This is a genomic window from Sphingomonas sp. HF-S4 (genome assembly GCF_032911445.1).
GTDB lineage: Bacteria > Pseudomonadota > Alphaproteobacteria > Sphingomonadales > Sphingomonadaceae > Sphingomonas > Sphingomonas agrestis.
Genome location: NZ_JAWJEJ010000001.1, coordinates 29,733 through 42,033, shown reverse-complemented (window position 1 = coordinate 42,033; position 12,301 = coordinate 29,733). Strand labels below are relative to the sequence as shown.

The 12,301-nt window shown below is 69.2% G+C and carries 8 protein-coding genes; 6 read left to right on the top strand and 2 right to left on the bottom strand.

Going from position 1 to position 12,301, the window contains the following annotated elements; all coding sequences use genetic code 11:
* Window positions 1-11: 11 nt before the first annotated feature.
* The 6 genes from RZN05_RS00185 to RZN05_RS00160 are packed head-to-tail and all read left to right on the top strand — an operon-like array spanning window position 12 to window position 8,688.
* On the top strand, window positions 12-1,553 hold the full coding sequence (locus RZN05_RS00185; RefSeq protein WP_317224607.1) for a tail fiber domain-containing protein: 1,542 nt from the start codon (window positions 12-14) through the stop codon (window positions 1,551-1,553).
* Window positions 1,550-1,756 (top strand): hypothetical protein, encoded by a 207-nt coding sequence (locus RZN05_RS00180; RefSeq protein ID WP_317224606.1) that lies wholly within the window; start codon window positions 1,550-1,552, stop codon window positions 1,754-1,756. Before RZN05_RS00185 ends, RZN05_RS00180 begins: the two co-directional genes overlap by 4 nt.
* Entirely contained in the window at window positions 1,753-3,777 is a 2,025-nt protein-coding gene (locus RZN05_RS00175) for a hypothetical protein (RefSeq protein WP_317224605.1), read from the top strand. The genes RZN05_RS00180 and RZN05_RS00175 overlap by 4 nt, the downstream gene beginning before the upstream one ends.
* A complete protein-coding gene (locus RZN05_RS00170; RefSeq protein WP_317224604.1) occupies window positions 3,774-5,519 on the top strand; it encodes a hypothetical protein in 1,746 nt (581 codons plus the stop codon). Before RZN05_RS00175 ends, RZN05_RS00170 begins: the two co-directional genes overlap by 4 nt.
* A 2-nt stretch (window positions 5,520-5,521) precedes the next feature.
* Window positions 5,522-7,348 carry a contractile injection system tape measure protein gene (locus RZN05_RS00165; protein WP_317224603.1) on the top strand — a complete coding sequence of 609 codons (1,827 nt, stop codon included), beginning with the start codon at window positions 5,522-5,524 and terminating at the stop codon, window positions 7,346-7,348.
* 2 nt (window positions 7,349-7,350) lie between these two features.
* Window positions 7,351-8,688, top strand: a complete 1,338-nt coding sequence (locus tag RZN05_RS00160; RefSeq protein ID WP_317224602.1) for an ATP-binding protein — start codon at window positions 7,351-7,353, stop codon at window positions 8,686-8,688.
* Between the two features lie 104 nt (window positions 8,689-8,792).
* On the opposite strand, the gene RZN05_RS00155 is transcribed toward RZN05_RS00160, so the two are convergent.
* Together RZN05_RS00155 and RZN05_RS00150 are read right to left on the bottom strand one after the other, a co-directional pair.
* The gene (locus RZN05_RS00155; protein ID WP_317224601.1) at window positions 8,793-9,767 is read right to left on the bottom strand and encodes a bile acid:sodium symporter family protein; all 975 of its coding nucleotides are present in this window, start codon (window positions 9,765-9,767) and stop codon (window positions 8,793-8,795) included.
* A 67-nt stretch (window positions 9,768-9,834) separates the two neighbouring features.
* Entirely contained in the window at window positions 9,835-12,132 is a 2,298-nt protein-coding gene (locus RZN05_RS00150) for a TonB-dependent receptor (protein ID WP_317224600.1), read from the bottom strand.
* Between the last annotated feature and the right edge of the window lie 169 nt (window positions 12,133-12,301).

The window sequence follows — 12,301 nt, the reverse complement described above, 5'->3', positions numbered from 1 at the left end:
GAGGAACAGACATGCAGATGAACGAAAACAAGCGTCCACGCAGCGCGCTCAAGACCTATTTCGCCAAGAACGCGATCCCGACCGAGGCGCAGTTCGCGCAACTGATCGAGAGCGGGATCAACCAGCGCGACGACGGGCTCTACAAGAACGCGGGCGACGCGCTCGCGATCGAGGCGGCCGGCGACGACACCAGTCTCAAGCGCGCGGCCAATTTCTATTTGTCCTTCGCCGATGCCGATCCGGCCTGGTCGGTGGCGCTGAAGGCGCGCGCGACCCCGGGCAATCCCGCCACCGCTCGGCTCGGCTGGAGCGTGCTCGACGCCGCCGGCAACGCCTGCCTGACGATCGACGCGGCGACGGCCAATGTCGGGATCGGCACCGTCGAGCCCAAGGACAAGCTCGAAGTCAACGGCCGGATTCGGGCCGGGATCATGTCGATCGGGCCCTGGCCGGCGAACACGCGCTACGGCTTTGTCGGGGTCAACACGCTCGATCAGGGGCAGCCCGGCAATTACGCGCTGTTGCAGGGCTCGGGGGTCGAGCCCGGGGCCACGATGCTGAACTCCCCCAGCATCATCCGGCTGCGGCTCAACAATGTCGACAAGCTGGTGGTCGCCGACACCGGGATCACGATGGCGCTGCCGCTCCGCGTCAACGGAACCTTCACGCCCTCCGCGGGGGAAGGCGGCGGCATCGTCTTCCCGCCCGATCCCGCCGGTGGCAGCGGGGACCTTGCCTGGATGCGCTATTTCTCGCGCGGCGGTGAGTCGATGACGCTCGAGATCGGCACGTCCAACGATGCCGACGATCATATCTCGCTGATGCCCGCCGGCAGCGTCGGCATCGGCACGCGGACCCCCGCGAACAAGCTCGACGTGTTCGGCGACATCGCGCTGAACGGGAAGCATGCCCTTCGCGGCAGCGACAACTGGCTGCGCCTCAATCAGGATCTGAAGTTTTCGGAGGGCGTTCACACCCCCGGATTGCTCGCTCCGAATTCGCTCAACGTCGGCGGTGCCGGCGGCTGGGTCAATCCCGGCGGCGGCAACATCGCGTATGTGGGCACGCTCAACAAGCTCGACGTAGCAGTAGCGTTTGCGAGCTATATTCGCTGCGCGGACTTCTATATCGGCGGCCATCCCGGCCGGCGCGCGGCGCCGGGACGCGCGCTCGTCGACGACAACGCGACGCTCGTTCTCAATTTCGCCGGCGACTGGCCGCAGGCGCGGATCGACGGAATAGTCAACATTCCGCGCCTCATCCAGGCTTCCTCCGCTGCGCTTAAAGAAGACATCGCTCCGGTTTCCGGGAAGGATGCCGAGGCGATCGTCGAAGCGCTCGACCCGGTCTCATTTCGATGGAAGGACGATCCTTCGACGACGCACCTCGGCTTCATCGCCGAAAATTGCCCCGACGAAGTCACCACGGCCGCGCATGACGGCATCTTCCTGTCGCACATCGTCGCCGCACTGACGCGCGTGGTGCGCGATCAGGCGGGCACGATCGCCACGCTCGAGCAGCGGCTCGGCGCGATCGAGGGCCAGGCCGCATGATCCCGGAGGCGATGCGCGAGCGCCTCGCTGCGCGGCTGGCCGAACTCAAGGAGGAGTTCGGCAAGGGGACCGAGAAGCTCGGCCAGCTCGACGAGGAAACCCGGGTGCTGCGCGAGACGCTGTTGCGCATCTCGGGCGCGATCCAGGTGCTGACCGAGGAACTGGAGCGCGACCAGCCCTCCGAAGCAGCCGACGCGCCATGATCCAGGCGGCCGCGATCGACGGCAAGCAGCCGCCTTCCCCGGCGCTCGACTGGGACGGCCTGATTGCGGAAGGGCGCTCGGTGCTCGGCGCGATGAGCGACGGCCGCTGGACCGACTTCAACGCCCACGACCCCGGCATCACCCTGCTCGAGGCGTTCGCCTATGCGCTGACCGACCTGGCCTATCGCGCCGGCCACCCGATCGCCGAGCTGGTGACGGGTCCCGCCGAGGGACCGGACCGGTTGCTCGTCGGCGACGCGGTCACCCCGGCCGACCTGCGCCGCGTGGCGATCGAAGTCGCCGGGGTCCGCAACGCGTGGATCGAGCCTTCCGAGCATCCCACCCTGCGCCTGCGCTACACGCCGGGCGCGGGCGAGTTCGATCGCGCACGCGAGCCGATCGAGCGCGGCGATCCGGTGCTGCTCGCCGGGGTCCATCGCGTGCTGATCGAGAAGTCGTCGCGCGAGGACATCGCCTCTCCCGAGCTCGCGCGCACGGTCGCCGAGATCCTCCACCGCCATCGCGGCCTGTGCGAGGATTTCGACACGGTCGACGTGCTCGCGCCGCTTCCCGTCGGCATCGCCGCCGAGCTGGAGATCGACGATCCGGCGCGCGGCGACGCCGTGCTGCTCGACATCTACACCGCGCTCGCCGACTATTGCTCGCCCCGGCCGGCCTGGGTGGACGCGGCCGCGCTGCGCGCGCGCGGCTGGGCCACCGAAGCGATCTATGACGGCCCGGCCACCGGCGGGCGCCGGCTCGACGAGGATGCCGCCCCCAGGCGCCGCGCCGCACTCCAGCGCTCGGACATCATCGCGGCGCTCGATCGAGTGCCCGGCGTCCGCGCGGTGCGGCAAGTCCGCATGGGCGCCGATGGCGACGATCTTCCCGGACCGATCCGCTGGTCGCTGCCGATACCCTCGGACCGCGTTCCGCGCTTCGATCCACGCGCATCGCGCATCGTGCTGACCTCGGGCGGCGGCTTTGCGCTCGACTCGTCCGGCCGCGACGATCTGGCCGCGCTGTTCGCCGAGCGCGCGCTCGACGCGCTCGATCCGCCCAAGGCGCTCGATCCGCCCGCGCCACCTGCCCGGGATCGCCGGGTCGGCGCCTATCGGCCGCTGCGCTTCGACCTTCCCGCGCTCTATGCCGTCGCCCCCGGCGGGCTGGAGCCCGAAGCCGGGTCCGCGCGCCTGGCGCAGGTGAGCCAGCTGCGCGCCTATCTCGCGCTGCTCGACGCCCTGCTCGCCAATCATTTCGCGCAGCTTGCCGGAGTCGGGGCGCTGCTCGGCAGCGGCGAGACCGCCAGCTATTTCGCGCAGCCCGCCGAGCCGATCCACACGCCTGCCGAGCCGGGAAGCGAAGTGCCGCTACATGCCGACGGCTTCACTGCCGACGCGCTCCAGATGCTCGTCGAGCCGCCTTCGAGCATCGCGGGCCTCGAGCGCCGCAATCGCCTGCTCGCGCATCTCCTCGCCCGCTATGGCGAAGAGGCCCCGCTCACGCTGCCTCCCGCGGGCCTCCAGGGCCCGACCCTGCCGGCGGGACGCCGGGTGCTCGACAGCCGGGCGCGCTTCCTTTCGGACTTTGCCCGGCTCTCCGCGGGGCGCGGCACGGGATCGAACCTGCTCGACCCCGCCGACGAGCCGCCGCTGCTCGACCGTATCCGGCTCAAGCTCGGTCTGTCCGAAGGCGAAGGCGCGCGGCTGCGGCTCGTCGAGCATATCCTGCTGCGCCCGTTCGCGGAGGATGACGGCCAGGCGCAGGCGCTGCTCGCCGCCGCCGCCAGCCCCGACCCCTTCTCGCTACAGCTGAGCCTGGTCGTCGACGAGGCGCTGCGGCCCGCCGCGGACTCGCTCGCGCGCGTCGTCCGCGCCGAAACGCCGGCCCATCTCACGCTGCACGTCCGCTGGTTCGGCGGGGCCGAATTCGACGCCTTCGCCGCTGCCTATACGCGATGGCGCACCACCTTGTGCACGCAGCGCCAGCAAGCGCTCGGGCTGGATGGAGGCGCGGCATGAGCACCTCCGCCGACCGCCGGATGCGCGGCGCACGCAACCGCCTGGTCGACCTGCTCGGCATCGGCGAGGCGCTGCCGCTGCGCGATCTCCCGGTGACGGCGGCGCCGCCGATCGTGCCCTATGGCGGCGGCGCGACGATCACGGTCGAGGATGCCGAGCCCGGCGTCGAATATCGATTGCGTGGCCAAGCCGGGGCGCCGCTGCCCTCTGGCCTGACGGTCAACGCCACCGGCGAGGGCGACACCCTCGAACTCGCGATGCCCAAGATCTACGAGCCGATTACCTTCACCGTCGAGGCGGCGCGGACCTCGGGCCGCACCGCGCTGCTGCTCGGCACCGCACCGGTCGCGATCGGGCTCGACAGCTCGATACCGGCGGTGGTCGCGGGCTTCGACGGCGTGCCGGCGCTGATCGACTTCGCCGCGGCGATCACCGTCGAGCTGCCGCACAGCCAGGAGGCGGTCGCCTATCGTCTCGTCAACCGGCCGCCCAAGGACCGCGCCGCCGACACCGATCTCGCCGCGCTCGACACCGATATCCTGCTGTCCGAAGGCGGAGATGTGCGCGGCACCGGCGGCCCGATCACGCTGCGCAGCAAGCCGCTCACCGACGACAGCGTGGTCCGCGTCCGGCTGGTCAAGACCTTCCCAGGGCGGCGCGAGACCCAGGTATCGCTGCTCACCGTGCCGCTGCCGGTCTATGTACGCGCCGATCGCAACCGGCCGGTCGCCGTCGCGCCGCCCGTCGTCGACTATGCGGGAACGCCGACCCTCACCGTCGGCGGCGCGCAGGCTGGCGTGCAATATGCGCTCCACCTCGCGCCGATCCCCGACGCCAGCTTCGATCGCGCCGAGCCACCCAATCCCGCGTCGCTGAGCGTCGCGACCGATGGCGGCCCCGTCCGCGTGCGACCGCCCCGGCTTCCCATGCTGTTCGAGCCGCTCCCCGGCTTCACGGCGGCGGGCACGCCGAAAAAGGGCGCGGGCACCGATCTCGCGCTGCCGATGCCGGCGCTCACCGGCGACAGTTTCGCGGTGGTCGCGGCGACCAAGCAGCATGGCACCCGCGACGCGAGCTTCGAATCCTCGGTGATACTGGCTTCGGCGTCGGTCGCGCTCGTCCGGCCTTCGCCGAGCCCCAACCTCAGGATCGAGGCGAGCATCGCCGGCGACAAGCTCGTCCAGTTGCGCGCGCTCGCCGGGGAGGCGGGCGTGTTCTATGCGATCTCGGCCGCGAACAAGCTGCTGGGCGAGCTCTATCTGCACCAGCGCGCCGCCGGCGATCCGAGCCGCAACAAAGGCATCGATCTGCTCACGGTCGGCGTCGATTTCGTCGTCGCCGCCGATCCCACCAGCGCCGCGCCCCCGCCGGTCCCGCGGCTCGATCTCGACGCGCGCAAGCTGCCGGTCGAGCTCGCGGTGACCGCCCGCCGGGCGATGACCGGGCTCACCAAGCCACTCGCCGCCGCGAAGGTCGTGATCGCCGCGCCGCCCACGATCACTGCCGAGTTCGCAGACCAGAAGGCGAAGGTGACGATCGCCGATGCACCCGCCACCGTCCGACATCAGCTCCTCGTCGATGGCGTCGCCGCCGGCGATCCGGTGCCCGGCACCGGCAAGCCGCTCGTGCTGACGACCGGCGCGCTGCGGACCGGAGCGGTGGTCGAGCTGCTGCTGCTCGACGCGGCGGATGCGGGCACTTCGGTCGAGCGTCGCGTCGCCGTGCCGCCGCCCGGCAGCTGAGCGTGGCCCGGCATCGCATCGGCCGCCAGCTCGTCGAGATCGTCGCCCGCGACCCCATCACTGCCCAGTCGCTTGCCGACCGGACGGCGGCGCTGGGGCCAAGGCTGTCCGAAGCGCTTGCACGCCGCTTCGATGCCGCCGACGACGGCGCGCACCGGCGCATCGATCGCCTGGTGCTGACGCTCCCCCCCTGCGACTCCGCCGCGTTCGAAGAGAGCCTGCTCGCCAATCTCGATGCCGCTTTGGCCGAGGCGTTGCCCGCGCAGCTCGCGCGCGTCGATGCGATCGCCCCGGCCGAGGATGCGGTCGAGCTGATCGCCTTCTTCCTGCGAAGCGGGGTCCTTCCCTGGTGGGCGGACGATCATGCGGCGGCGATCACCGAAGCAGTCGAAACGCTCCTCGGTGCCGAGCCGGTTACGGAGATGCCCGCGGTCGTCGCGCTGCGGCATCTGCTCCGCACGGGCGATGCCACCACGCGCCTGGTCCAGGCCCTGCCTTCGGCGCCGCTACCGCGCCTCGCTGCGCGCCTGTCGGGGCTTTCGGCCGACGATTTCGAACGCCTCGCCATCGCATTGACCGCAGAAGCGCGAAACGAGGATCCGGTCGCCGCGGCGACGCATGTGTGGAGCGCGCTTATCGCCGTCACCGCGGTGCAGGTGACGCCGATCGCGAACGTCGATGCCCTGGCGGACGAGGTGCGTATCCGTCTGGCCTTTGCTGAGCTGCTCGACCGGGCGCGGCTGCCCCGCGCCGATGCCGAGACCGCGCCGCCGGTCACGCCGGCCCGGTCCGGCGACCGCCTTTACCGGCCTGCACGGGCAGTTCCCCCGCCACAGGCGGAACCGCTGCCCGACAATGCCTTGCCGGATACGGGGCCGGGGCTGGACGGCCAGCCCAGGCCGACCATCGATCCCTCCGCGCCCCTACCTTTCCTTGCGGAAGCCGATCCCATCGACGCGATCGATGGCGCGGAGACGGCCATCGCGCTGCCCGATCACGCGGTACATGGGTCGTCGGAGCCAGGTCGCGCGCGCATTTCCGACGCACGTCCGAGCGCCGCGAGCAACGAACCGCCAGCCGAGTCGTCCGCCGGCGACATGCACGCGACACTATTGTCCTCTCCTGCCGTCCCCGCGGCAGCGACCCGGAGGGCCAATGACAGCAAACCGAGTGCGGCCCCCGCCTTTGCGCCGGCATCGGACACTCCCGAAGCGGGACAGCAGCCCCAAGCCTCCGAACCAGCCGATGCCCAGGCCATGTCGCCTCGGGACACGCCACCGTCCCACGCCGACATCGACCAGCGGATCGCGGGCAAGCAGCCGGCCGAGCACGACAGCCTCTTCATCGAAGCCGCGGGGATCATCCTGCTCGGCCCCTTCCTGCCCGACTATTTCGCCGCGGCCGGCCTGGTCGATGCCGAGCATCGTTTCGTAACTCCCGCGGCCCGGCACCGCGCCGTGACGCTGATCGACTATCTCGCGAGCGCCGAACGCGATCCGCCGGAAACGCGGCTTGCCTTGGCGAAGCTGCTCGCCGGGATGCCGATCGACACGCTGCACGCCCCCCTCGCGCTGGACGACGCCGAAGCCGCCGCCGCCGATGCGCTGCTCGCCGCGGCGCTGGCCGAGTTGCCGATGCTCGGTCAATTGAGCGTCGAGGGCTTTCGCAGCGCCTGGCTCAACCGACCAGGCCTGCTGACTGTCGAACATGGTAGCTGGCTGCTCCGCGTCGAGCGGCATGGCTGGGACGTGCTGCTCGAGCGCCTTCCCTGGTCTATAGCGTGGCTGCAATTGCCCTGGCAGCTCGAGGGGATACGCGTGGAATGGTGAGCATGGCGGCCCGGCAGGCGAGCACGCGCGATCTCGAACGCGAGTTCGATTGGTTCGCGCGGCTTCTCGACGCGCGCTTTCAACTCTATTTCCAGCTCGAGGGCACCCCCCCGGCGGCGATGCCGCCGCCGCCCGACCTAGGCGCGTCGGACAGCGCCTATGCGCAGTTCCTGCACGAGCATATCCGCGACGACCTGCTCGCACGCACCGCGCTGGTCCTCGTGCTGGTCCAGGCGTTGCGCCCTCGGCTGCTGGACCTTTTCCACACGCGCAACAGCACCTTCGACCGGCGTTTCACCGAGTTCGGCGGCGTCCGCGCGGGGACCGACGGCGACTTCACGCCGACCGGCGAGACGCTTGCCTTCCTGCTGGGCGGCGACAGCCTCGACACGCGGCTGGCCGTCATCGATCTGCTTGCCGAGGAGGGCATGCTCGCCCGCGCCGACATCCTGCACACCGCGCCCGGCGAGGAACCGATGCGCAGCGCGTTGCGGCTGGGCCGCGACACGCTGGCGCGGATGGCGCTGGTCGACGCCACGGGGCCTGCGATCGGCACGAACTTTCCTGCGCAGCGGATCGAAACCGCACTCGACTGGTCCGATCTCGTGCTGCACCCCGGCACGCGCGCGCAGATCGGCGAAATCGCCGCCTGGATCGAGCACGGCACCACGCTGATGCACGAATGGGGCATGCAACGCCTGCTTCGGCCGGGCTATCGCAGCCTGTTCTACGGCCCGCCCGGCACCGGCAAGACGATGACGGCAGCGCTGCTCGGCGTCTCCACCGGCCGCCCGGTCTACAAGATCGACCTGTCGCTGGTGATCTCGAAATATATCGGTGAGACCGAGAAGAACCTCGCGCGGGTGTTCGACCAGGCGCAGTCGCGCGGATGGCTGTTGTTCTTCGACGAGGCCGATGCATTGTTCGGCAAGCGCGGCGAATCCAAGGATGCGCATGATCGCTATGCCAATCAGGAAGTCGCGTTCCTGCTCCAGCGCATCGAGACTTTCGACGGGATCGCGATCCTTGCCTCCAATTATCGCGACAATATCGACGAGGCTTTCGCGCGGCGGTTCGAATCGATCATCCATTTTCCTCTGCCGCGCGCCGAGGAACGCCGCGAGCTGTGGCGCAAGGCCCTGCCCGCGATGGCGCAGCTCGCCGACGACGTCGATCTGGACGCACTCTCGCGCGAGCATGGGCTGACCGGCGGCGCGATCGTCAACGCGATCCGATTCGCCGCGCTGGCGTCGCTGGCGGACGGCGGCCGCCCGATCGGGCGGGCGCACCTGCTCCAGGCGATCCGGCGGGAATATGCCAAGGAAGGGCGATCCGGCTGAGTGCCCGAGTGCGGGTTGGAACGGGCATCGCGCGGCATGGGAAGGATTCGCGTGGGCGGATCCCATGCCGTCCGTTCAGGGCCCGGATGCCCCGACGCCATCGCTCAATCCGCGGTCTCGTCCTGGGCATAGCGCCGCGCGATCACCGCACAGGCGATCAGCTGGATCTGGTGGAATAGCATCAGCGGCAGGATCACCGCGCCGACCTGCGCCGCGGGAAACAGTACGCCGGCCATCGGCACCCCCGAGGCGAGGCTTTTCTTCGAGCCGCAGAACAGCAGCACGATCGCGTCCTCGCGGCGGAAACCGAACAGCCGGCCGAGTGCCCAGGTGAGCGCCAGGATCAACCCCAGCAACGCGCAACACAGCACGAGCAGCAATGCGAGCGTCTCGCCCGAGACGCGCTGCCACAGCCCCTCGACCACCGCCGCGCTGAACGCGGCATAGACGACGAGCAGGATCGAGCCGCGATCGACCATCGTCACCAGCTTCTTGCGGCGCGATACGAACCCGCCGATCCACGGGCGCAGCGCATGGCCGAGCAGGAAGGGCAGCAGCAATTGCAGCGCGATCGTCTCGATCGATCCGAGCGAAACACCCGCCGATCCGCCAGGCAAGGTCATCAGCAGCGCAACCAGCGCCGGCGTCGTGAAGATGCCGATCAGGTTGGAGAAGGAGGCGCTGCACACCGCCGCGGCGACGTTGCCGCGCGCGATCGCAGTGAAGGCGATCGACGACTGGACGGTCGAGGGCAGCAGCGTGAGGAACAGCAGCCCCGCCGCCATGGGGCCGTCGAGCATCGGCAAGGGCAGCGACACCAGTCCCAGCCCGAGCAGCGGAAACAGCACGAAGCTGGTGGCGAGCACGGTCACGTGCAGCCGCCAGTTGCGCGCGCCGTCCAGGATCGCCTCGCGGGAGAGCTTGGCGCCGTGGAGGAAGAACAGCAGCACGATCCCCGCCGTGGTGATTGCTTCGAACAACGGCACTGCGGTGCCGCGCACCGGCAGCACGCTCGCGAGCACCACGGTGCCGAGCAGCGCGAGGACGAAGGGTTCGAAGACGGCGAGGATACGACGCATGGGCTATCCCGGAAAAGGACGCGGCCGGCCCCGAGTGGAGCCGGCCGCGCGTGGCGATGGACGAAAGCTAGAAGCTCGACCGGACCCGCAGGCCATAGGTGCGCGGCCGCGCGGTGAAAACCCGGACGCCGTCCTGCGAGGGCACCACACCGAGATAGGGCGCCTCGTTGCCGAGATTGTCGCCATATAGCGTGAACTCGACGCCGTTTTGGGTGCGCATGCCGATCTTGGCGCCGAACATCGTATATTCGGGCAGGTAGGTGTCGAACGCGGTGGCGCGGCTGAAGCTGCTGTAGCTGTCGCCATGATAGGTGACGTTGCCCGAGACGAAGCCGGTGAGCCGATCGCTGAGCGCGACATCGTAGTTCGCGCTCGCCGCGGCCGACCAGCGCGGCGACAGCGGCACGCGATCGCCCTCCTCGCCGAAGGTGCCGGCGGCGACGACGTCGGCGGGCAGGTCCTCGGCGAGCTTGGCGTCGACATAGGTGACGTTGCCGGTGAAGCTGAAGCCCGAGGGCAGGTTGAGCCGGGTGTTGAACTCGATGCCCTTGGTCACCGTCTTGCCGGCGTTGATCGTGTAGCCGAATGCACCCGCCGCGCTCGCCGAGAGCTGCTGGTTGGTCCAGTCGACGCGATAACCCGAAAGGTCGAAGAACAGCGCGCGATCGAACAGATAGCCCTTCACCCCCGCCTCGTAGCTCCACAGGCTGTCCGGCGCATAGTTGCCAGGGAAGTTCACCCCAGCCTGCTGCGCCAGCGACGTCGCGGTGTTCACCCCGCCGATGCGGAAGCCCGACGCGGCGCGCGCATAGAGGCTGACATTGGGCGTGGCTTCCCAAAGCAGCGCGGCGTTGTAGCTCGGCTTGGTGTTAGTGCCCTTGCGGTCGCCGGTGATGCTCGGGGTGGTGACCACGCCGAACACGAAATCGGGGAACACCGTCTGAAGGTTCGTGACGACGTCGCGGACCTCGGCGCGGAAATAGCGCCCGCCGACCGTGGCGGTCAGGCCGGGGACGATCTCGAGGTCGCCCTGTGCGTAGAGCGCATATTGATCGATCGTGCGCGCGGTGCTGGTGCCGAATTCGTAGATGCTGTTGCCGCGGCCGGCGTTCGCCAGGCCATTCGCTTTGCACTCTTCGTAGCTCAGGCAAGCCGGGGTGAAGTTGGGCGCCTGGATCGCGTTGGTCTGGTAGACGCTGGTGGTGTGCTCGTAATAGGCGCCGGCGACGATCTGGAACGGCCCGTCGAACTTGGACGAGAAGCGCAGCTCGCCGTTATAATCCTCGAAATCGATCCGCGCGACGAAGCTGAGCGGGGCGTTGACCCCGAAGCTGATGTTGGTGGGCGTCGAATCCTTGGCGTTGAGCACGTCCTGCTTGCTGTAATTGCCGCTGGCGATGATCGAGGCGAAGCCGAGATCATAGTCGCCGGTCAGCGAGAACAGGCTGTATTTGTCCTTGTAGAATTCGACCGTCGGCGAGGTGTTGAGATACGGGCCGGCAGCCTGCTGAAAGGCCTGATTGCCATCGACATTGATCGCCTGGTGGAGCGCCATCGCGCGCAGCGAGAAGTCCACGCTCGGCTGCCACAGCGCCTCGCCGCGAACGCCGCGGACATATTGGTCGTTGTTGTTCTCAAAAGTGGCGCGGTTGCCGACCTGCTGGTCGATGAAGCCGCCGCCGGCCTCGAGCCAGCCGGTGACGCGCACTGCGACGGTGGGCGCGACGGGCACGTTGAGCGTGGCGCTCGCCTCGCCGAACGGATTGCCGCCCTCTACGCCGGCCAGGCCGAGCTCAGCCGAGCCGCCCCAGGTTTCCAGCTCGGGCTTGCGCGTGAGGACCCGCAGCGTGCCGCTCATCGAACTGGTGCCGAACAAAGTGCCCTGGGGACCTTTCAGCACTTCGACATGGTCGATGTCGTGGAGGCGCACGCCGGGCTTGCCGTCGCCGAGGATGTTGCCGCCGGTGCCCCCCAGCACCGCGGCTTCGTTGAGATAGAGCGCCGAAGTGGCGCCGACATCGGAGTCGATGCCGCGCAGCACGACCTTGGTCTGCGCCGCGCCGAAGCTCTGGATGTTCACCGAAGGATCGAGATTGCGCAGATCGGAAAGCGTCGTGACGTGGTTACGCTCGAGCGTTTCGCCCGAAAAGGCAGTGATCGCGAGCGCGGTATCAGTGACCGATGCGTCGCCGCGGCGGGTGCCGGTGACGACGATCTCGCCGGTCGATTCCTCGGGCGTCGCGGCGGCGTTGGCCGGGACGTCCTGCGCGCTGGCAGGCGCCGAAGCGGTCAGCGCGGACAGCGCAATCGAAGCCGTGAACGCGCTGCCGGCGGCACGCCGCCGCCCGCTGGTGAAGTGACCCATTTCTTTCCCCTTACCTTGGTATTTCCAATCCTCCGCGTGCTCCTGCAGGACCGCAGCACGGCCGCGTTCTCGCGGTCCGCACCAACACCGATCGGCAACCGTCGAGCAGCGCCCGTGTTCGATGTTATAGTGTGATCGTCATACAAACTTACCAGGTTGGCAAGTGGCA